Origin of the sequence: Pseudomonas fungipugnans, from assembly GCF_029955235.1 — a bacterium.
Lineage (GTDB): Bacteria > Pseudomonadota > Gammaproteobacteria > Pseudomonadales > Pseudomonadaceae > Aquipseudomonas > Aquipseudomonas fungipugnans.
Genome location: NZ_JARBWL010000001.1, coordinates 1,890,649 through 1,911,760, shown reverse-complemented (window position 1 = coordinate 1,911,760; position 21,112 = coordinate 1,890,649). Strand labels below are relative to the sequence as shown.

18 protein-coding genes are annotated in these 21,112 nt (G+C 52.5%); all 18 read left to right on the top strand.

Going from position 1 to position 21,112, the window contains the following annotated elements:
- Positions 1 to 306: 306 nt before the first annotated feature.
- Positions 307 to 2,961: a DNA gyrase subunit A gene (gyrA, locus tag POF45_RS07540; protein ID WP_282315460.1), complete on the top strand. Its 2,655-nt coding sequence runs from the start codon at positions 307 to 309 to the stop codon at positions 2,959 to 2,961.
- Positions 2,962 to 3,264: 303 nt separating this feature from the next.
- The gene (gene serC / locus POF45_RS07535; RefSeq protein WP_259495542.1) at positions 3,265 to 4,350 is read left to right on the top strand and encodes a 3-phosphoserine/phosphohydroxythreonine transaminase; all 1,086 of its coding nucleotides are present in this window, start codon (positions 3,265 to 3,267) and stop codon (positions 4,348 to 4,350) included.
- A complete protein-coding gene (gene pheA / locus POF45_RS07530) occupies positions 4,350 to 5,444 on the top strand; it encodes a prephenate dehydratase (RefSeq protein ID WP_259495541.1) in 1,095 nt (364 codons plus the stop codon). Before serC ends, pheA begins: the two co-directional genes overlap by 1 nt.
- Before the next feature lie 12 nt (positions 5,445 to 5,456).
- The gene (gene hisC / locus POF45_RS07525) at positions 5,457 to 6,569 is read left to right on the top strand and encodes a histidinol-phosphate transaminase (RefSeq protein WP_259495540.1); all 1,113 of its coding nucleotides are present in this window, start codon (positions 5,457 to 5,459) and stop codon (positions 6,567 to 6,569) included.
- A 28-nt stretch (positions 6,570 to 6,597) separates the two neighbouring features.
- Positions 6,598 to 8,805 carry a bifunctional prephenate dehydrogenase/3-phosphoshikimate 1-carboxyvinyltransferase gene (locus POF45_RS07520; RefSeq protein ID WP_282316018.1) on the top strand — a complete coding sequence of 736 codons (2,208 nt, stop codon included), beginning with the start codon at positions 6,598 to 6,600 and terminating at the stop codon, positions 8,803 to 8,805.
- Positions 8,802 to 9,491 (top strand): (d)CMP kinase, encoded by a 690-nt coding sequence (gene cmk, locus POF45_RS07515; RefSeq protein WP_282315459.1) that lies wholly within the window; start codon positions 8,802 to 8,804, stop codon positions 9,489 to 9,491. Before POF45_RS07520 ends, cmk begins: the two co-directional genes overlap by 4 nt.
- Positions 9,492 to 9,611: 120 nt before the next feature.
- Positions 9,612 to 11,309, top strand: a complete 1,698-nt coding sequence (rpsA, locus tag POF45_RS07510) for a 30S ribosomal protein S1 (protein ID WP_259495536.1) — start codon at positions 9,612 to 9,614, stop codon at positions 11,307 to 11,309.
- 219 nt (positions 11,310 to 11,528) lie between these two features.
- Positions 11,529 to 11,807: a hypothetical protein gene (locus POF45_RS07505; RefSeq protein ID WP_259495534.1), complete on the top strand. Its 279-nt coding sequence runs from the start codon at positions 11,529 to 11,531 to the stop codon at positions 11,805 to 11,807.
- A 150-nt stretch (positions 11,808 to 11,957) separates the two neighbouring features.
- Positions 11,958 to 12,254 (top strand): integration host factor subunit beta, encoded by a 297-nt coding sequence (gene ihfB / locus POF45_RS07500; protein ID WP_002554561.1) that lies wholly within the window; start codon positions 11,958 to 11,960, stop codon positions 12,252 to 12,254.
- 24 nt (positions 12,255 to 12,278) lie between these two features.
- Positions 12,279 to 12,539 (top strand): LapA family protein, encoded by a 261-nt coding sequence (locus POF45_RS07495; RefSeq protein ID WP_282315458.1) that lies wholly within the window; start codon positions 12,279 to 12,281, stop codon positions 12,537 to 12,539.
- Between the two features lie 305 nt (positions 12,540 to 12,844).
- On the top strand, positions 12,845 to 13,903 hold the full coding sequence (locus POF45_RS07490; protein ID WP_282315457.1) for an LPS O-antigen chain length determinant protein WzzB: 1,059 nt from the start codon (positions 12,845 to 12,847) through the stop codon (positions 13,901 to 13,903).
- Between the two features lie 312 nt (positions 13,904 to 14,215).
- The gene (gene rfbA, locus POF45_RS07485) at positions 14,216 to 15,097 is read left to right on the top strand and encodes a glucose-1-phosphate thymidylyltransferase RfbA (RefSeq protein ID WP_282315456.1); all 882 of its coding nucleotides are present in this window, start codon (positions 14,216 to 14,218) and stop codon (positions 15,095 to 15,097) included.
- A 39-nt stretch (positions 15,098 to 15,136) separates the two neighbouring features.
- Positions 15,137 to 15,709: an acyltransferase gene (locus tag POF45_RS07480; protein ID WP_282315455.1), complete on the top strand. Its 573-nt coding sequence runs from the start codon at positions 15,137 to 15,139 to the stop codon at positions 15,707 to 15,709.
- Positions 15,696 to 16,838 (top strand): dTDP-4-amino-4,6-dideoxygalactose transaminase, encoded by a 1,143-nt coding sequence (gene rffA, locus POF45_RS07475; RefSeq protein WP_282315454.1) that lies wholly within the window; start codon positions 15,696 to 15,698, stop codon positions 16,836 to 16,838. Before POF45_RS07480 ends, rffA begins: the two co-directional genes overlap by 14 nt.
- A complete protein-coding gene (locus POF45_RS07470) occupies positions 16,822 to 18,117 on the top strand; it encodes an O-antigen translocase (RefSeq protein ID WP_282315453.1) in 1,296 nt (431 codons plus the stop codon). The genes rffA and POF45_RS07470 overlap by 17 nt, the downstream gene beginning before the upstream one ends.
- On the top strand, positions 18,117 to 19,025 hold the full coding sequence (locus tag POF45_RS07465) for a glycosyltransferase (protein ID WP_282315452.1): 909 nt from the start codon (positions 18,117 to 18,119) through the stop codon (positions 19,023 to 19,025). Before POF45_RS07470 ends, POF45_RS07465 begins: the two co-directional genes overlap by 1 nt.
- 42 nt (positions 19,026 to 19,067) lie before the next feature.
- Positions 19,068 to 20,150: an EpsG family protein gene (locus tag POF45_RS07460; protein ID WP_282315451.1), complete on the top strand. Its 1,083-nt coding sequence runs from the start codon at positions 19,068 to 19,070 to the stop codon at positions 20,148 to 20,150.
- 1 nt (position 20,151) lies between these two features.
- A complete protein-coding gene (locus POF45_RS07455; protein ID WP_282315450.1) occupies positions 20,152 to 21,108 on the top strand; it encodes an NAD-dependent epimerase/dehydratase family protein in 957 nt (318 codons plus the stop codon).
- Positions 21,109 to 21,112 lie beyond the last annotated feature (4 nt).

Here is a 21,112-nt window from a genome sequence, read left to right as displayed (position 1 = left end):
AGTCAACAAATCAGCCTGAATTCCCCATTGGACAAGCTTCTAAGCCTCTCTCGTCCCCTTTAAGCCTGTCACCGGTCAACTAACTATGCTCCATGCGCATCAGGGGGATAGGTGCGTGGCGGCTCTTGTGATAACATCCGGCGTTTTCCGAGGCAGTCCCGCGGGGTTGTCTTTACTGCGCAAATCCTTCGCTTAACACGTTGATTTGTCGTAAGTCGGTGCATGGCACTCAGCCTGCAGCGGCGAGCTTCGTTCGTCCCAGATGGATGTGACGAAGTTTCACCAGAAAAAGGAATCGAGCTTCTCATGGGCGAACTGGCCAAAGAAATCCTCCCGGTCAATATCGAAGACGAGCTGAAGCAGTCCTACCTCGACTACGCGATGAGCGTAATTGTCGGGCGTGCTCTGCCGGATGCGCGCGATGGCTTGAAGCCCGTGCACCGGCGCGTGCTGTTCGCGATGAGCGAGCTGGGCAACGACTTCAACAAGCCGTACAAGAAATCTGCCCGTGTTGTCGGTGACGTGATCGGTAAGTACCACCCGCACGGTGATACCGCGGTGTACGACACCATCGTCCGGATGGCGCAGCCATTCTCCCTGCGCTACCTGCTGGTAGATGGCCAGGGCAACTTCGGTTCCGTGGACGGCGACAACGCTGCCGCCATGCGATACACCGAAGTGCGTATGACCAAGCTGGCGCACGAGCTGCTGGCCGACCTGCATAAAGAAACCGTGGACTGGGTGCCGAACTACGACGGCACCGAAATGATCCCGGCGGTCATGCCGACCCGTATTCCCAACTTGCTGGTCAACGGCTCCAGCGGTATCGCCGTGGGCATGGCGACCAACATCCCGCCACACAACCTCGGTGAAGTCATCGACGGTTGCCTGGCCCTCATCGACAACCCCGAGTTGACCATCGATGAGCTGATGCAATACATCCCCGGTCCGGACTTCCCGACCGCCGCGATCATCAACGGTCGCGCCGGCATCATCGAAGCCTACCGCACCGGTCGCGGGCGCATTTACATGCGTGCCCGTTCAATGATCGAAGACATCGACAAGGTCGGTGGTCGTCAGCAGATCGTCATCACCGAACTGCCGTACCAGCTGAACAAGGCCCGTCTGATCGAGAAGATCGCCGAGCTGGTCAAAGAGAAGAAGCTGGAAGGCATCACCGAACTGCGCGACGAGTCCGACAAGGACGGTATGCGCGTCGTGATCGAACTGCGTCGCGGCGAAGTGCCTGAGGTCATCCTCAACAACCTCTACGCCCAGACCCAGTTGCAAGCGGTATTCGGTATCAACATCGTCGCGCTGATCGACGGTCGTCCACGCATCCTGAACCTCAAGGATCTGCTGGAAGCCTTTGTTCGTCACCGTCGCGAAGTGGTTACCCGTCGTACCGTCTTCGAGCTTCGTAAAGCCCGTGAGCGTGGTCACATCCTTGAAGGTCAAGCGGTTGCCCTGTCGAACATCGACCCGGTCATCGCCCTGATCAAGGCTTCGCCGACGCCGTCGGAAGCCAAGGAAGCGCTGATCAAGACCGCGTGGGAATCCAGTGCCGTCGTGGCAATGGTTGAACGCGCCGGTGCCGATTCTTGCCGTCCGGAGACCCTGGACCCGCAATATGGTCTGCGCGAAGGCAAGTACTTCCTGTCGCCGGAACAGGCGCAAGCCATTCTGGAACTGCGTCTGCACCGTCTGACCGGCCTGGAACACGAAAAACTGCTGGCCGAGTATCAAGAGATCCTCAACCAGATCGGCGAGCTGATCCGCATCCTCAACAGCGCCACGCGCCTGATGGAAGTGATCCGCGAAGAGCTGGAAGTGATCCGTGCCGAATACGGCGACGTGCGCCGCACCGAGATTCTCGATGCCCGTCTCGACCTGACCCTGGGTGACATGATCCCGGAAGAAGAGCGCGTCGTGACCATCTCCCACGGTGGCTATGCCAAGACTCAGCCGCTGGCTGCGTATCAGGCTCAGCGTCGTGGCGGTAAAGGCAAGTCGGCGACCGGCGTCAAGGATGAGGACTACATTGCTCACCTGCTGGTTGCCAACAGCCACACCACGCTGCTGCTGTTCTCCAGCAAAGGCAAGGTGTACTGGCTGAAAACCTACGAAATCCCTGAAGCGTCCCGTGCTGCCCGTGGTCGTCCGCTGGTCAACCTGTTGCCGCTGGGTGATGGTGAATACATCACCACCATGCTGCCGGTCGATGAGTACACCGAAGGTCACTTCATCTTCATGGCCACCGCCAACGGCACCGTGAAGAAGACCCCGCTGGAATCCTTCAGCCGTCAACGCAGCGTCGGCCTGATCGCGCTGGAGCTGGACGAAGGCGACGTACTGATTTCTGCCTCCATTACCGATGGCGAGCGCGAAGTCATGCTGTTCTCCGACGGCGGCAAGGTAACGCGCTTCAAGGAAACCGATGTTCGCGCCATGGGCCGTACCGCTCGCGGTGTTCGCGGTATGCGTCTGCCGGAAGGCCAGAAGCTGATTTCCATGCTGATCCCGGAAGAAGGCAGCCAGATTCTCACGGCTTCGGCCCGTGGTTACGGCAAGCGCACGGCGATCACCGAGTTCCCTGAGTACAAGCGTGGCGGTCAGGGCGTTATCGCCATGGTCAGCAACGACCGCAACGGCCGTCTGGTCGGCGCGGTACAGGTGCTTGATGGCGAGGAAATCATGCTGATTTCCGACCAGGGCACCCTGGTACGTACCCGTGTCGACGAAGTGTCGAGCCTGGGCCGTAACACTCAAGGCGTGACCCTGATCAAGCTGGCCAGCGATGAAACGCTGGTCGGGCTGGAACGGGTTCAGGAGCCTTCGGAAGTCGAAGGCGAAGAGCTGGAAGATGAAGAGGGTGCAGTGTTCGACGGTGAGGTCGTGATCGACGACGTTGCCGAAGACCAGCAACTCGACGCAGCAGCTGACGAAGAACCGCAGGAATAAGCGGACAAGCAGGGGGCGGATGAGAATTCGCCCCCTTGTTGTTTGTCCGGTATGAAATATCGACGCCCATGGAGATCCGTGTGGGTGCCGGGCTTTTGTGGTGAGGGGGGCTTGTCCCCCGTTGGGGGGCGAAGCGCCCCTGAAACCAGTGATCGCTATCTTGCATGAGAGCGCGGTGACCGGTTTACGATTGCTTCGCAACCGAACGGGGGCAAGCCCCCTTGCCACAAAAGCCCGCTCCCACATTGGATCTGCGTCGACTGATATGTTTGCATGACCCACCAAATCAGAGCGAGATTGGATGTGAGCAAGAGAGCCTATAACTTCTGTGCAGGTCCCGCTGCGCTGCCTGAAGCTGTCCTGAAACGCGCTCAGGGTGAACTCCTCGATTGGCACGGCAAGGGCCTGTCGGTCATGGAAATGAGCCATCGCAGCGATGAGTTCGTGTCCATTGCCACCAAGGCCGAGCAGGATCTGCGTGATCTGCTGAATATCCCGTCGAACTACAAAGTGCTGTTTCTGCAAGGCGGCGCCAGTCAGCAGTTCGCTCAGATTCCTCTGAACCTGTTGCCGGAAAACGGCTCCGCCGACTATATCGACACCGGTATCTGGTCGCAGAAAGCTATCGAAGAAGCCTCGCGCTACGGCCACGTCAACGTTGCCGCCACCGCCAAGCCTTATGACTATTTCGCTGTACCCGGTCAGAACGAATGGAAGCTGTCCAAAGACGCGGCCTACGTTCACTACGCGCCGAACGAAACCATCGGTGGCCTGGAATTCAACTGGATCCCGCAAACCGGTGACGTGCCGCTGGTGGCCGACATGTCTTCGGACATCCTCTCGCGCCCGGTGGACATCTCGCGCTTCGGCATGATCTATGCCGGCGCCCAGAAAAACATCGGCCCGAGCGGCATCCTCGTGAACATCATTCGCGAAGACCTGCTGGGCAAGGCCCGCTCCCTGTGCCCGACCATGCTCAACTACAAGGTCGCGGCCGACAACGGCTCGATGTACAACACTCCGCCGACCCTGGCCTGGTACTTGTCCGGTCTGGTATTCGAGTGGCTGAAAGAGCAGGGTGGAGTTGAAGCCATCGGCAAGCTCAACGAAGTGAAACAGCGCACGCTGTATGACTTCATTGACGCCAGTGGCCTTTACAGCAACCCGATCAACAAGTCGGACCGCTCGTGGATGAACGTGCCGTTCCGCCTGGCCGACGATCGCCTGGACAAGCCATTCCTGGCCGGTGCGGACGAACGCGGCCTGCTGAACCTCAAGGGTCACCGGTCGGTGGGCGGCATGCGCGCCTCCATCTATAACGCCGTCGATATCGTTGCGGTCAACGCACTGATTTCGTACATGGCAGAGTTCGAGAAGGAACACGGCTAATGTCTGAGCAAGAACTCAAGGCACTGCGCGTTCGCATTGATGCCCTGGACACCAAAGTCATGGAGCTGATCAGTGAGCGCGCACGCTGCGCCCAGGAAGTTGCGCGAGTAAAGATGGCCTCGCTGGCCGAAGGCGAAGTGCCGGTGTTCTATCGTCCTGAGCGTGAAGCTCAGGTGCTCAAGCGCGTGATGGAGCGTAACCAGGGGCCGTTGGGCAACGAAGAGATGGCGCGGTTGTTCCGCGAAATCATGTCCTCGTGCCTGGCGCTGGAGCAGCCGCTGAAAGTGGCTTACCTCGGTCCTGAAGGCACCTTCACCCAGGCGGCGGCCATGAAACACTTTGGCCACGCAGTGATCAGCAAGCCGATGGCAGCCATCGACGAAGTGTTTCGTGAAGTGGCAGCCGGTGCGGTGAATTTTGGCGTGGTCCCGGTGGAGAACTCTACCGAAGGCGCGGTCAACCATACCCTCGACAGCTTCCTGGAACACGACATGGTGATCTGTGGCGAAGTCGAGCTGCGGATTCACCATCACCTGTTGGTCGGTGAAAACACCAAGACCGACAGCATCAGCCGCATCTACTCCCACGCCCAGTCACTGGCCCAGTGCCGCAAGTGGCTGGACGCCCATTACCCGAATGTCGAGCGCGTGGCGGTGTCCAGCAACGCCGAAGCGGCCAAGCGGGTCAAGGGTGAGTGGAATTCGGCGGCGATTGCCGGCGACATGGCGGCAGGCCTTTACGGGCTGACCCGTCTGGCCGAGAAAATCGAGGATCGCCCGGACAACTCCACGCGCTTCCTGATGATCGGCAGCCAGGAAGTGCCGCCGACCGGCGACGACAAGACGTCGATCATCGTCTCCATGAGCAACAAGCCCGGCGCGTTGCATGAATTGCTGGTGCCGTTCCACGACAACGGTATCGACCTGACACGGATCGAAACCCGTCCGTCGCGCAGCGGCAAATGGACCTACGTGTTCTTCATCGACTTCGTCGGCCACCACCGCGACCCGCTGGTCAAAAGTGTGTTGGAAAAGATCAGTCAGGAAGCAGTAGCACTCAAGGTGCTGGGTTCCTACCCGAAAGCAGTTCTCTAAGGGCGTTAGCAAATGAGTGGCAACTTCCTCGCTCTGGCACAGCCGGGCGTGCAACAACTGTCGCCGTACGTTCCGGGCAAGCCCGTGGACGAACTGGCGCGCGAGCTGGACATTGATCCGGCGAAAATCGTCAAACTGGCGAGCAACGAAAACCCGCTGGGCGCCAGCCCGAAAGCACTGGCTGCGATTCGCGAAGAACTGGCCGAGCTGACCCGCTATCCGGATGGCAATGGATTTGCGCTCAAGACCCTGCTCGCCGAGCAGTGCCGCGTCGAACTCAATCAGGTGACACTGGGTAACGGTTCCAATGACATTCTGGAGCTGGTGGCGCGCGCCTATCTGGCTCCAGGCCTGAATGCCGTGTTCAGCGAGCATGCGTTTGCGGTCTATCCGATTGTCACTCAGGCGGTCGGTGCGCAAGCACGCGTTATCCCTGCCAAAGACTGGGGCCACGACTTGCCGGCCATGCTGGCGGCGATCGATGCCGACACTCGCGTTGTCTTTATCGCCAACCCAAACAACCCGACCGGTACCTGGTTCGGTGCCGAGGCGCTGGACGAATTCCTGCAGGATGTACCGGCCCACGTACTGGTGGTGCTGGACGAGGCGTATATCGAATACGCCGAAGGCAGCGATTTGCCCGATGGTCTGGATTTCCTGGCGGCTTATCCGAACTTGCTGGTATCTCGCACCTTCTCCAAGGCTTATGGCCTGGCGGCGCTACGGGTGGGTTATGGCTTGTCTGGCGCTGTGGTCGCTGATGTGCTGAATCGCGTTCGCCAGCCGTTCAACGTCAACAGCCTGGCGCTGGCCGCTGCTTGCGCAGCGCTGCAAGATGCCGACTACCTGGCCGAAAGCCGTCGTTTGAACGAATCCGGCATGCAACAGCTTGAAGCGGGTTTTCGCGAGCTGGGGCTGAGCTGGATTCCTTCGAAGGGCAACTTCATCTGTGTCGATCTGGGCCAGGTGGCTGCGCCGATCTTCCAGGGTCTGCTGCGTGAGGGCGTGATCGTGCGTCCGGTGGCGAACTACGGCATGCCGAATCACTTGCGTATCACCATTGGTCTGCCGGCTGAAAACAGCCGCTTCCTTGAGGCGCTGACCAAGGTTCTGGCTCGTGGTTGATGTCACTACGCTGCAATCTGCTGAACCTGTGATCGGCCGCCTGGTGGTGGTCGGTCTGGGGCTGATCGGTGGTTCGTTCGCCAAGGGCATGCGTGAAAGTGGCCTGTGCCGCGAGGTGATCGGGGTCGATCTTGATCCGCAATCACGCAAGCTGGCGGTCGAGTTGGGCGTAGTGGATCGCTGCGAAGAAGATCTCACTGCTGCTTGTCAGGGTGCGGATGTGATTCAGCTCGCCGTGCCGATCCTGGCCATGGAAAAAATGCTGGCACGTTTGGCCGGCATGGATCTGGGGCAGGCGATTCTGACCGACGTCGGCAGCGCCAAGGGCAACGTGGTGCGGGCGGCAACCGAGGCGTTTGGCGGCATGCCGGCGCGTTTCGTGCCGGGCCATCCGATTGCCGGTTCCGAGCAGAGCGGGGTTGAGGCCTCCAATGCCGAGTTGTTCCGTCGTCACAAAGTGATTCTCACGCCGCTGGAGCAAACCGATCCGGCAGCACTGGCCGTCGTTGATCGCTTGTGGCGCGAACTGGGCGCCGATGTCGAGCACATGCAGGTCGAGCGTCATGACGAAGTGCTGGCGGCGACCAGCCATTTGCCGCACTTGCTGGCGTTCGGTTTGGTCGACTCACTGGCCAAGCGCAATGAAAATCTTGATATCTTCCGTTACGCTGCGGGCGGTTTCCGCGATTTCACAAGAATCGCCGGTAGCGACCCGGTCATGTGGCACGACATCTTCCTCGCCAACCGCGAAGCTGTCCTGCGCACACTCGATACATTTCGCAGCGACCTCGACGCCTTGCGCGACGCGGTCGATGCAGGGGATGGGCACCAATTGTTGGGCGTGTTCACGCGCGCCCGGGTTGCCCGCGAACATTTCAGTAAAATCCTGGCCCGCCGGGCTTATGTGGACGCTATGAACTCCAACGACCTGATTTTCCTGGCACAACCTGGTGGCCGCCTGACTGGGCGGATTCGTGTACCGGGCGACAAATCGATTTCCCACCGTTCAATCATGCTCGGCTCCCTGGCCGAAGGCACCACCGAAGTGGAAGGTTTCCTTGAGGGTGAAGATGCCCTGGCAACCTTGCAGGCCTTCCGGGATATGGGCGTCGTCATCGAAGGTCCGCACCACGGTCGCGTCACCATTCACGGTGTCGGCCTGCATGGCCTTAAACCTGCGCCGGGCCCGATCTATCTGGGCAACTCCGGTACATCGATGCGCCTGTTGTCCGGCCTGTTGGCCGCGCAAAGTTTCGACAGTACCCTGACTGGCGATGCGTCGCTGTCCAAGCGTCCGATGAATCGCGTGGCCAATCCACTGCGTGAAATGGGCGCCGTGATCGAAACCGCCGCTGAAGGTCGTCCGCCGATGATTATTCGCGGCGGTCACAAGCTCAAGGGCCTGACTTACACCATGCCGATGGCCAGCGCCCAGGTTAAATCCTGCCTGCTGTTGGCTGGTTTGTACGCCGAAGGCAAGACCACCGTCACCGAGCCTGCACCGACCCGCGACCACACCGAACGCATGCTGCGCGGCTTCGGCTACCCGGTCAGCGTCAAGGGTGCGACGGCGTCGGTCGAGTCCGGTAACAAACTCACCGCTACCCATATTGAAGTGCCGGGCGATATCTCGTCGTCGGCGTTCTTCCTGGTAGCGGCGTCGATTGCCGAAGGTTCGGAGCTGGTGCTGGAGCACGTTGGCATCAACCCGACCCGTACCGGGGTGATCGACATCCTGCGCCTGATGGGCGCTGACATCACCCTGGAAAACCAGCGTGAAGTCGGCGGCGAACCCGTGGCTGACCTGCGCGTGCGAGCAGCTAAACTCAAAGGTATCGAGATTCCCGAAGCGCTGGTTCCACTGGCCATCGACGAGTTCCCGGTGCTGTTCGTCGCCGCTGCCTGTGCCGAGGGGCGCACGGTGCTGCGCGGTGCCGAAGAGCTGCGGGTCAAGGAGTCGGACCGGATTCAGGTCATGGCCGATGGCTTGCTGGCGCTGGGCGTGAAGTGTGAGCCAACCGCGGACGGCATCATTATCGACGGCGGCCAGATTGGCGGCGGCGAAGTGCATGGTCACGGTGATCACCGGATTGCCATGGCGTTCAGCGTGGCTTCGCTGCGCGCCAACGCGCCGATCCGTATCCATGATTGCGCCAACGTCGCGACGTCGTTCCCGAACTTCCTCGCGCTGTGCGCGCAGGTCGGTATTCGTGTTGCTCAAGAGGCTCAGTCGTGAATAACAAGCCACCGGTCATCACCATCGACGGCCCGAGCGGGTCGGGTAAAGGCACCATTGCCGGGATTCTGGCCAAGCGTCTGGGCTGGTGTCTGCTGGATTCCGGTGCGCTTTATCGTCTGCTGGCGTTCGCTGCGCGCAACCACGGTGTCGACCTGACCAATGAAGAGTCGCTCAAGCTGTTGGCGGCTCATCTGGACGTGCAGTTCGTCGGCGCGACGGAAGGTCATCCGCAACGGATCATCCTTGAGGGTGACGATGTGACCGATGATTTACGCAACGAACAGGTCGGTGCCTGGGCTTCCCAGATTGCTGCGCTGCCAGCGGTGCGCGATGCGCTGCTGCAGCGCCAGCGGGCCTTTCAGGAGGCGCCGGGCCTGGTGGCCGACGGTCGCGACATGGGGACGGTGGTTTTCCCCGATGCGCCGCTGAAGATATTCCTCACTGCCAGTGCCGAGGAGCGTGCGCGCCGTCGATACTTGCAGTTGAAGGGCAAAGTCGATGGTGTTAGTCTGTCGAGTCTGCTAGATGAGATACGTGTCCGCGATGAGCGTGACACCCAGCGAGCGGTAGCCCCGCTCAAGCCGGCGGCTGACGCCATACAGCTGGATTCCACGGAATTATCCATCGATCAGGTGCTGGAACGCATCATGAGTGAGATCGCCATTCGCGATATCACCGGGTGACCAAGAAACGACCCAGGGGACCAGTCATAGTCCTGTGTCGTTTCTTTAAATGAACGTAACCCACGTCGTCTGGGATGTGGAGATGGGCGTATCCTTCGCCCTTATTCAACAGGAATTAAAATGAGCGAAAGCTTTGCGGAACTCTTTGAAGAAAGCCTAAAAACCCTGAACCTTCAGGCAGGCTCCATCATCACCGGTGTTATCGTTGATATCGATTACCAAGCTCGCTGGGTAACCGTTCACGCTGGCCTGAAGTCTGAAGCACTCATCCCGCTTGAGCAGTTCTACAACGACGCTGGCGATCTGACTATCAATGTCGGTGACGAAGTTCACGTTGCTCTGGACTCGGTTGAAGACGGCTTTGGTGAAACCAAGCTGTCCCGTGAAAAAGCCAAGCGCGCTGAATGCTGGATTGTTCTGGAAGCAGCCTTCGCAGCCGAAGAAGTGGTCAAGGGCGTTATCAACGGTAAGGTTAAAGGCGGCTTCACTGTCGACGTTAACGGCATCCGTGCGTTCCTGCCAGGTTCTCTGGTTGACGTCCGTCCAGTGCGCGACACCACGCACCTGGAAGGCAAAGAGCTGGAATTCAAGGTCATCAAGCTCGACCAGAAACGCAACAACGTTGTCGTTTCCCGTCGCAGTGTCCTCGAAGCCGAGAACTCCGCCGAGCGTGAAGCTCTGCTGGAATCCCTGCAGGAAGGTCAACAAGTCAAAGGTATCGTCAAAAACCTCACCGATTACGGCGCATTCGTCGATCTGGGTGGCGTCGATGGCCTGCTGCACATTACCGACATGGCTTGGAAGCGTATCAAGCATCCTTCCGAAATCGTCAACGTTGGCGACGAGATCGATGTCAAGGTTCTGAAGTACGATCGCGAACGCAATCGTGTTTCCCTGGGCCTCAAGCAACTGGGCGAAGATCCATGGGTTGCTATCAAAGCCCGTTACCCAGAAAGCACTCGCGTTACCGCTCGTGTAACCAACCTGACCGACTACGGCTGCTTCGCTGAGCTGGAAGAAGGCGTTGAAGGCCTGGTACACGTTTCCGAAATGGACTGGACCAACAAGAACATCCACCCTTCGAAAGTCGTACAAGTCGGCGACGAAGTGGAAGTTATGGTTCTGGACATCGACGAAGAGCGTCGTCGTATCTCCCTGGGCATCAAGCAGTGCAAATCTAACCCTTGGGAAGATTTCTCTGGTCAGTTCAACAAGGGTGATAAAATCTCCGGCACCATCAAGTCGATCACCGATTTCGGTATCTTCATTGGTCTGGACGGCGGCATCGACGGTCTGGTTCACCTGTCCGACATCTCCTGGAACGAAGTGGGCGAAGAAGCCGTTCGCCGCTTCAAGAAGGGCGACGAGCTGGACACCGTTATCCTGTCGGTTGACCCAGAGCGCGAGCGCATCTCCCTGGGTATCAAGCAACTGGAAAGCGATCCGTTCTCCGAGTACGTTCAAGAGAACGACAAAGGCGCAATCGTTAAAGGCATCGTGAAAGAAGTTGACGCCAAAGGCGCCATCATCACTCTGGCCGACGATATCGAAGCGACTCTGAAAGCCTCCGAAATCAGCCGTGACCGCGTTGAAGACGCGCGCAACGTTCTGAAAGAAGGCGAAGAAGTAGAAGCCAAGATCATCAGCGTTGACCGTAAGAGCCGCGTAATCCAGCTCTCGATCAAGTCGAAAGACGTTGAAGACGAGAAAGAAGCTATCCAGAGCCTGCGCGACAAGCCAGCTGCTTCGGATAACATCGCTGCTGGTCCTACCACTCTGGGCGACCTGTTGCGTGCACAAATGGAAAAACAGAACTAAGTTCTGTCAGACCATAGAAAAAGGGCGACTTCGGTCGCCCTTTTTTGTGCCTGCGATTTGGTGAAACGCTCTGTGGCTGGCGCCGCTCAGGCTTTATTCATGAAACCAATGTCCTCGATCTGCTGTCTCTTTCTTTAATCGGATCAATCGTTTATTTGCAGCTAGGCTTTAGTCTGATGCGAACGACAGCTTGGCAGGGCGCCAGGCATAAGGAAATGAATGAACAAGCTCATTGTCGCGATAGCAATACTGACATTGGCGGGCTGTACCACTAATACCAAGACCCATGTGGTGCGTGGTGTCAGTGGGATCGAGATTGATTGCTCGGGATTGGGCTCGGGCTGGGACAAGTGCCGCAAGCGAGCCGACAAGGAGTGTGAGGCTAATGGTTACAAGGTTATCGCAAGGTCTGATGACGCCAAGGATGAGGATGAGTTTCCGTTTGGCTTCAACCCCGCGGGCTATGTAACACGCACTATGCTGGTGATCTGTCGATGAGCGTATGCGGTAAAGCAGTAATTCCGTGCCCTTGAATTGGGCATCTTGTTGGCGGAAAAGATATGTCAATACCTGGGCTGTTCAAAATCCTCCGGGCGTGCTAAAACCTCTGAAGCGCTGATCTAGCTGCTTGAAAAAGAAGGGAAAAATATGACGAAGTCGGAGTTGATCGAACGAATTGTCACCCATCAAGGGCTGCTCTCATCCAAGGATGTAGAGCTGGCCATCAAGACCATGCTTGAGCAAATGTCCCAATGTCTGGCCACCGGTGATCGTATCGAGATCCGTGGTTTTGGCAGCTTCTCTCTGCACTATCGCGCCCCGCGCGTAGGCCGCAATCCAAAAACCGGCCAATCGGTTAGTTTGGATGGCAAGTTTGTTCCGCATTTCAAGCCTGGTAAGGAGCTAAGGGATCGGGTGAATGAGGATGAGGAGGAGGGATTTTGAAAGCTGTAACCCTGGAGGTCGTTCATGCGTAACCTCAAACGCATACTCATCTCAATACTGATCCTTTTGTTGCTTCTCGGGGTCTTGGCGTTTGTTCTGGAAAACCAGCAATCGATATCACTCTTGTTTTTTGGGTGGGCAGGACCACAGTTGCCGGTGTCGATGCTGATTATTTTGGCGCTGTTGATTGGGATGCTGATTGGGCCGCTGCTCGCGTGGGCAGTTAGGCGCGTACGTAAGGTGTCGCGTAAGCATCTCATCCGAACTCCCGAGATTGAGCGTTGAGTTCTTGTCAGGTGTGGCCAGGCTCAGGGCTAAACTTGGCAGAGGATTCACATGGGACGATCATAAGGTGCATCAGTCCCTCTCTACCTCATTACCCAAGCTTGATCGTCGGATGCCCCGGAAATTCGAGGCAGCTCTGCTTGTTTTTTGTTTTCCCGCCGCGTTCGTCTTGTCTAGGAAAAACCGATTTGATTGCGCTTTTTTGAAGCATTGACCTGCGTCATTTCCAAAATTTTGCATATACTAAAAGTAACTGCTGGACTTATATATCAATAGGCTCGCAATGTTTTTAAGGGTTTGAGAGTATGCATGTTGATTCCAAAGACTCGACGCTGACAGATGGGCTCGATATCCGTGCGCTCATTTTTACGCTTTGGCGCCAAAGACTAATAGTTGTATGTGTGTGTCTGTTCGTAACCCTTGTCGCGGGGGCTTATGTGCTTGTTGCTGAGCCTGTCTATGAAGCGAAAGCGTTTGTTATGCCGCCAAGACAGAACGATATTGAAGGTCTGAATTATGGTAGAACAGTTAGCAATCATCTTGCTCCACTTACAGTTAAAGATGTTTATAACGTATTTTTAAATAATTTGCAGGCTGAATCGCTACGTAGGGAGTTTTTCAAAAAGACATACCTTCCCGCACTAGGGCGCGATGATGATCCTAAAGGCTTGTTGTACGAAAAACTATCAAAGTCTTTATTGATATCTCTTGTGGGTAAGGATGCGGCGGACCGATATTCTGTAGTGGTGCAATTCGGTAATTCTGAGTTGGCTGCTAAATGGGTAGAGCAGTACATCGCGCGTGCAGGTGAACTGGCCGTGCAAGAGATTAATAAAAATATATCTACCGAGGCCGAAGTGCAGGCCCGAAATCTTCATCAAGAAATTTTGTCGGCGCGCGAAGTAGGAGAGAAGTCACGGGAAGATGCGCTGACCAAATTACGTGAAGCATTGGCGGTGGCTAAAGCAATTGGCTTGGAAAAGCCCGCGATCATCAATAGCAATCCTTCAGCATCGCTTGGTATTGTCGGGAGTATGAGTGGCGAGCTGGTTTATATGCGTGGCACTAAGGCATTGGAAGCTGAGATAGATAACTTACAAAACAGAAAGTCTGACGATCCATTTTTAGAAAGATTACGTAATTTGGAAGCGCAGTATAATTTTTACAAACAACTTGAAAACGCCTCTCCGGTAGCCACAGTTTACAGAGAGGATGGTGTTGTGGAAGTGTCTGGTTCTCCAGTAAAACCGAAGGTTGCATTTGTTCTATCGATTGGTTTTATATTCGGTTTGATGTTGGGTGTTGTAGCCGCTCTTATTCGGGATCTTGTGTTGAATAAAAAAATCAATGTGAACGAACGATAGGTTTGAAGAGCACACCTCAGATGGATCGCTCATTGGCGGCGCGCCAGTAGCGCAAGATAAGATAAAAGCTATCAATATTTATATATTGATAGCTTTTATCTATTTTTGCTTGTCTGCATGCTGGAATCGTGATGTCTTTTGGCTAGCCCGAGCCTCCAGTCAGGCGAATTAAACCTTGCGTCAAAGGAAACTACTCAACATCTGCACGCAGGGATAAAAAACGATTGGAAACAGATGTACAATTACGTCTGTTCGGTCTCGTGTTTGTATCAATGTTAGTGAGAGGCCTAGGATCAGGGCTAAGGGTAGATTATGAAAGGCATCATTTTGGCGGGCGGCTCGGGAACCCGTTTGTATCCACTAACGAAAGGGGTTTCAAAGCAGCTGCTGCCGGTCTATGACAAACCGATGATTTTTTATCCGCTGTCCGTGCTGATGCTGGCCGGAATTCGGGATGTCCTGATTATCACTACCGCAGAAGACCTTGCCGGATTCCAGCGTTTGCTCGCCGACGGTAGCCAGTTTGGTGTAAGGCTGAGCTATGCCATTCAAGAAAATCCAGACGGTTTGGCACAAGCATTTTTGATTGGTGAAAAATTTATTGGAAAGGACTCTGTTTGTTTGGTGCTTGGCGATAATATTTTCTATGGTCAAGGTTTTACTCCGATGCTCCAGGACGTTGTAAAGCGCCGAAAGGGTGCTACCGTATTCGGTTATCAGGTTAAGGACCCAGAGCGCTTTGGTGTCGTTCAGTTCAACGACGACCGAAGGGCTATTTCCATCGAAGAGAAGCCACTCAAGCCAAAGTCGAATTTTGCAGTAACCGGGTTATATTTTTATGACAATGACGTCATTGAAATTGCCAAAAAGGTCAAACCGTCGTCGCGTGGAGAATTAGAGATAACCTGTATTAATCAGGCTTATCTGGATCGTGGCGACCTGCATGTTGAGCTGCTTGGCCGAGGGTTCGCATGGTTGGATACCGGTACTCATGAAAGTCTGCTCGAAGCAGCGCATTTTGTTGAAACTATCGAAAAACGCCAAGGTTACAAAGTGGCCTGCCTCGAAGAAATTGCTTTTAATAATGGCTGGCTGAGCTCCGAGGAACTGTCCAAAACAGGTAATGAGCTGAAGAAAAACAGCTATGGGCAATATCTATTGAGTATTGTGGGCGAGTCGGTTAAGAGCTATTGATTTTATAAATTTTAGTTGGGTTGAAGGGGCGAGAAGGTAATGGCTTATCTCACACTGCAACAGCTTGAAGAGCTAGGCTTTAAACAGCTAGGTTTGAATGTAAAGATTAGCGATAAGGCTAGTATCTATAACGCTGATCAGATGGAAATCGGCGATAACTCTAGAATCGACGATTTTTGTGTTGTATCGGGAAGCGTAAAAATTGGACGCTTTGTTCATATAGCACCTATGTGTCTTGTCGCGGGCGGGGAGCCTGGAATTACATTTGAGGATTTCAGCGGGCTCGCTTATGGCGTTAAAGTATTTACTCAGTCCGATGACTACAGTGGCGAAAGTTTAACTAATCCAACTGTTCCTGCAAAGTTCAAGAAAGAAAAATTTGCAAGCGTAACCTTTGGGCGGCATGTGATCGTCGGAACAAACTCTGTAATATTTCCAGGTGTGCAGTTGGCTGAGGGGTGCTCGGTTGGAGCCATGGCGCTTGTGAATAAGAGTACACAGCCATGGGGGATTTACGTAGGTAATCCGGCGAGAAGGTTTAAGGATCGAAAAAAGGACCTTATTGAACTTGAAACAAAACTTAATGAAGAGTTTGAGCATGATTCCATTTAATAAGCCTCCTTATACAGGTAATGAAGACCAGTATGTTATTGCTGCAATGCGCAGTGCCAAGATGTCTGGTGATGGTGAGTTCACCCTTCGTTGTCAACAATGGTTCGAAAAAGAGCTAAATTGCAAGAAAGCCTTGCTGACGCCTTCGTGCACGCAGGCGCTGGAAATGGCTGCATTGCTCGTCGATATAAAGCCAGGCGATGAAGTGATAATGCCTAGCTATACGTTCGTCAGTACTGCAAACGCTTTTGTGCTGCGTGGCGCCAAGATAGTTTTTGTCGATATTCGAAAAGACACAATGAATATCGACGAGACGCTTATTGAAGCGGCGATCACCGAGAAAACAAAAGCAATCGTTCCCGTTCACTATGCTGGTATCGCTTGCGAAATGGATACCATTATGTCGATCGCCAATCGGCATGGTTTGTTTGTCATTGAAGATGCCGCGCAGGGAATGATGTCGACCTATAAGGGGAAGGCATTAGGCACCATTGGTCATATGGCGGCTTACAGCTTCCACGAAACAAAAAACTATACAAGTGGGGGCGAAGGTGGGCTTTTGCTCATCAACGACGAACAATTCATTGTTCGTGCTGAAATCATTCGCGAAAAGGGGACCAATCGCAGTCTCTTTTTTAGAGGGATGATTGATAAGTATACTTGGGTAGATGTCGGTAGTAGCTATCTTCCAGGTGAGCTGCAGGCGGCCTACCTTTTTGGACAGCTTGAAAAAGTTGATCAAATCAATAAAGCGCGTTGTGATGTTTGGAACTACTATTACCAAGCATTGCAAGAGCTGTTTAAAGCGGGTCGTATAGATTTGCCTACGATACCTGAGGGCTGTATCGGTAATGCCCATATGTTTTACATTAAGGTAAAAGATATCGAGGTGCGCAGTCATGTGTTGGGTATCCTGAAGGAATTGGCTATAGGCGCAGTCTTTCATTATATCCCGTTGCACTCCGCTCCTGCCGGGCTGCGATTGGGGCGCTTTCATGGCGCGGATGTACATACTACGGTTGAAAGTGAGCGCCTCATTCGCCTGCCGATATGGTACGGGATGAGTAAGGCAGAAATGGAGCAAGTTGTTAGTGCTGTAGTCGGTGCAGTTAATGCATCCTGCCATTAAAGTTAAAGCCAACTCCGCAGATAGAAAGCGCGCGCTGATAAGCGCCGCTTTGACTACGACTGCCCAAGTCTCGAAGATTGGTGTTGGCTTCGTATTTATAAAGCTTGTTGCAGTATATCTAGGTGCCGGAGGGATGGGGCAACTGGGCCATTTTATGAGTGTGGTCACTATACTGTCGTTGCTGGCGGGTGGCGGCATTGTAAACGGACTTATCAAATATGTAGCCCAGTACAAAGGAAAGCCTAAGAAACTACTAAATATGATCGCGGTATCAAAGGCTTACTCTTTGATATTCTGTGCTGTTGTCTGTTTGCTAGGTTGTTTTTTTTCTAGATATATATCAGGGTATATCTTCAAGACACCTGACTATTACTGGGTGGTGCTGTTTTTGGCCGTGGCTCAGTTTGGTTTTGCGTTTACGAATCTTGTTACTGGAGTGAGCAACGGATTAAGAGATACCAAAACCTACGCAATGATTCAGATTGTGGGGAATATCCTTGTATTGCCAGTCAGTTGGATCTTGATCCAAAGCTTCAATTTTGTTGGCGCTGCATTGTCGATGGTGTTTTTCTTTTCACTCTACTCAATACCTGCGATGTACTTCTACCGAAAGTCTGTATTTTCGAAGTTGAAAATAGGCTTTCGATATGAGGCGGAAGGGTTCAAACGGCTACTTGCATTTACTTTGATGGCTGCTGTGGGGGCGATAAGCGCTCCGTTGGTTGAGATAGTTATCCGAGAACAGCTCATTGAACATGTAGGCTTCGTGGCTGCGGGTATTTGGCAGGCATCTATAAAGTTATCCAGCGCGTACATGGGTTTTTTTACCATCTTCTTAGCTGTGTATTTTATGCCGATGATTTCTGAAAAAGAAAAAGTGGCGGAGATTGCACCTTTGGTTTTTAAGTTTATGAAAATGGTTATGGCCATTTTTGTACTCGGAGCAAGTGTGTTTTTTCTGCTTAGGCATTATCTGATCCCATTGCTGCTTTCTGCTGAGTTTACCGATCTTGAAGGGCTTATTAAATATCAGTTATTGGCGGATTTGTTTCGGGTTACAACTTACGTTGTGGGGTTTGTTGTAATTGCGAAGGCTTCGCTAAGAATTTATCTGGTGGGGGAGTTAGCTCAAGGATTGGTTTTTTGTGGTTTGGGCCTTGCTTTTCTACATAGCGGATTAGGCGTGGAAGGCGTTTTTATTGCTAACTTATTAATGAATATGTTGTATTTTACTGTTTCGATTATTGGTTTCACGATTTATAGGAAAAGGAGCGTTTAATGTTATCCGGAAGTGTAGTGGTTTCTTGTTACAATCAGGAGCGTTATGTCGAAGAGTGCCTGGATAGTATACTGTCTCAGGAGATTAACTTCGAATGTGAGATTATCGTTTCAGACGATTGCTCCACTGATAATACTCAAGAAGTGCTTCGCGCATTTTCCGAGAAGCACCCTGGTAGGATTAAGCTTCTTCTAAGAGACAAAAATGTCGGCCCTGCTTTGAACTATCACGGTGTGCATAGAATGGCGTCAGGGGACGTTGTCTACCATTTTGATGGTGACGATGTCATGCTGCCTGGTAAGCTCCAGCGTCAACATGATGTATTCGAAAATGATGAAAGCGTTAACGTTGTCTTTCATAAGGCAATATATTTTTCGGACGATGGATCTTATCTGTCAGAGACACAGTACCCAGATGCTGATCAAAGCGAAGTTTCCATTATTTCGTTGGGAGAGTTTGCACGTTGGGGAGCAATTGCCGTTCATAGTTCTTACGCCTATCGAAGAACCTCCAGGAAAGTTCTAAGTGATCGAGAATCTATGGAGTGGTACTTTGCCATGGATTCTCTGTTGCCGAGCGGTACTGCAGCTTATATAAATGCAGCATTGGTAAAGTACAGGTGTAATCCTTCGGCAGGATCTTACTTGTCGACAACGAAAGGAAAGCTAAAGTCATACAATATTTATTTAAATGACCTGTATGAATATTTTTATGCTTTGCCTGCTTTGCGGTCAGACCTCTATTCGAATTTTCTAGTCACGTTTTTGGCGATGGCAAAGTCAACTCACAAATGCAACGCGCGCAGTCTCGGTTTTTTAATCCGGAATATTTACTACTTTCGGCCTCAGAAATTCATTGATGCAGTTCGGGTAAGGGGTCGGGTGGGGCCGCAGGACAAAGTTCGCTGATAGTTACGCTATATATGATTTCGAGTGAGATGAGGCTAAGGAATGATGAGTTTTGGCCTGTACGGCACGGCATTTTATATGATAGTGGGTTTCTTGTTTTTTTTCGCCGTAGCGAAGACTTTGTTACCGGCTGCACGAAACTTAGAGATCGTTCGGGTTGTTGAAGTGTTTGTGGTGTTTACCACCATCGCCATCGTCTCATTCGATATTTCAAATCGACCATTTGATATTGAAGGTGATACAGCGGTTTATATTAATTTTTATAACGATATGAGGATGGGGCTGGATAATCCGTTTCAGACATTTGAACCTGGTTTTCTCGCTATCGTAAAGCTCTTCTGTTTTTTGCAGCTTGATTATAGTTCGTTTTTTTATTTTATTACTTTTGTTTTTTTGTGGTCTTACTTTGCTTTGATTAAATCTGTCCTTGGGCGTGGATCTTCTTGGTCCTTGTTCGTGTTTGGTATGGTTTTATTTTATCCGTTTTTCTTTTCTCTGACGGCTAATATAATTCGGCAAGGTTTTGCAATGTGTTTTATTAATTTGGCCTTGATTTCAAGTGTTCGTAGTAACTGGCGGCAAGGTGGGGTTTTTACCCTTGTTGCAGCACTATTTCATAAGTCGTCGATTGTTTATTTTCCTTTTTTTGTATTTAGAAATCTGGTTCTCGGAGTTCGTGTGTCTTCGGTTGTGGCTCTGTGGTTGGTGGTTTCATTAGCGTCTTACTTTAAGTTGTTTTCATTATTGGTTGTATGGATTTTTGATTATTTATCAGGCTATGGGCTGGTCATAAATTACAGTAATGTTGATAACATTGCTTATGTGACTGGCTTTAGGTGGGATTTCTGGTTGTTCTCCTCATTGTCAGTGTTTTTTCTAGTGGCCATCAAGATGCTGGGTGAGATGAATAAAAGAGAGGCATACATTTTTTATGTCTGTGCTTTCTTGTCTTGTTTGCATATAGCGATGTTTGATGTCGCCTATAATGATCGATTTGGGATCTATGCATGGATTTTCTATCCGATCGAACTGGCTTACGTCATGCGTGCGATTACCGCTAATATTTTAAGGGGCAGTCGGCGGCGCGTTATTGAAGATAGAACGAATTTGTATAAAGGAGTTTAAGATGCGGGTTCTGCTGACGGGTGCCAAAGGATTTATTGGAAGTCGTTTACTTACGTGTCTTTGTGAGGCTGGCCATCACGTAAGAGTCGTGACGCGTACGGTGTTTAAATGCGATTTTGAAAGTGTAGAGGTCGTACATGCTGACCTGACAAGCGCTGATGTTGACTATGATGCGCTGTTGTCCGGGTGCGATGTTGTATTTAATTGTGCGGGTGAAATCCGCGACGAAAAATTAATGCGGTCTCTGCATGTTGATGCCACAGAGTTGATGGTTTTAGCTGCAAATCGCTTAGCGACCAGGGAGCGTCCAGTCCACTTCGTCCAATTGAGCAGTGTTGGTGCTTATGGTCCGGCCCAGGGGGCGGTTCGGCTGGTGGATGAACTTACTATCGAAAATCCGAAGGGACCCTATGAGGAAACAAAAACAATTGCGGATTCCCTTGTCGTAAAGAACCGAGGGAATGAGTTCTACAGCTATGCAATTTTACGGCCCTCCAATGTGTTTGGCAAAAGCATGTCTAATAACTCCCTTCGGCAGTTGGGGCGGTTTGTAAGTAAAGGTAAGTTTTTTTATGTTGGTAATTCGAAAAAAACAGCTATCGCAACTTATGTGCATGTTGATGATGTCGTTGCCGCGTTAATGCTATGTGGGTTTGATGTCCGATCTAAGTGCGAGGTTTTCAATATTTCGAATGACTGTGCCTTCTCGGACATGATCAATGGGATAGCTGATGCTCAGGGGGTCGCAAGGCCTAAGTGGAGTTTTCCTGAGGCCCCATTGCGTCTGATGATCAGTATTTTAAATCTTTTTTTTCGTCTGCCGGTTACGCAGGAACGTATTGACGCCCTGGTTGCCAGAACCTCGTATCCCTCTACCAAAATGCAAAGAGTCTTCGGGTTCAAGCCTGAAAGAGAAGTGCCTATCGCTGTTGCTGAACTTTTTGAGGAAAACCGGTAATCCG

Coding starts and splice junctions, on each gene's coding strand:
- ihfB (WP_002554561.1), top strand. CDS start 11,958: ATGACGAAGTCGGAGTTGATCGAACGAATTGTCACCCATCAAGGGCTG.
- rffA (WP_282315454.1), top strand. CDS start 15,696: ATGATTCCATTTAATAAGCCTCCTTATACAGGTAATGAAGACCAGTAT.
- POF45_RS07460 (WP_282315451.1), top strand. CDS start 19,068: ATGATGAGTTTTGGCCTGTACGGCACGGCATTTTATATGATAGTGGGT.
- POF45_RS07480 (WP_282315455.1), top strand. CDS start 15,137: ATGGCTTATCTCACACTGCAACAGCTTGAAGAGCTAGGCTTTAAACAG.
- POF45_RS07465 (WP_282315452.1), top strand. CDS start 18,117: ATGTTATCCGGAAGTGTAGTGGTTTCTTGTTACAATCAGGAGCGTTAT.
- hisC (WP_259495540.1), top strand. CDS start 5,457: ATGAGTGGCAACTTCCTCGCTCTGGCACAGCCGGGCGTGCAACAACTG.
- POF45_RS07495 (WP_282315458.1), top strand. CDS start 12,279: ATGCGTAACCTCAAACGCATACTCATCTCAATACTGATCCTTTTGTTG.
- POF45_RS07455 (WP_282315450.1), top strand. CDS start 20,152: ATGCGGGTTCTGCTGACGGGTGCCAAAGGATTTATTGGAAGTCGTTTA.
- rpsA (WP_259495536.1), top strand. CDS start 9,612: ATGAGCGAAAGCTTTGCGGAACTCTTTGAAGAAAGCCTAAAAACCCTG.
- POF45_RS07505 (WP_259495534.1), top strand. CDS start 11,529: ATGAACAAGCTCATTGTCGCGATAGCAATACTGACATTGGCGGGCTGT.
- gyrA (WP_282315460.1), top strand. CDS start 307: ATGGGCGAACTGGCCAAAGAAATCCTCCCGGTCAATATCGAAGACGAG.
- POF45_RS07490 (WP_282315457.1), top strand. CDS start 12,845: ATGCATGTTGATTCCAAAGACTCGACGCTGACAGATGGGCTCGATATC.
- pheA (WP_259495541.1), top strand. CDS start 4,350: ATGTCTGAGCAAGAACTCAAGGCACTGCGCGTTCGCATTGATGCCCTG.
- POF45_RS07470 (WP_282315453.1), top strand. CDS start 16,822: ATGCATCCTGCCATTAAAGTTAAAGCCAACTCCGCAGATAGAAAGCGC.
- rfbA (WP_282315456.1), top strand. CDS start 14,216: ATGAAAGGCATCATTTTGGCGGGCGGCTCGGGAACCCGTTTGTATCCA.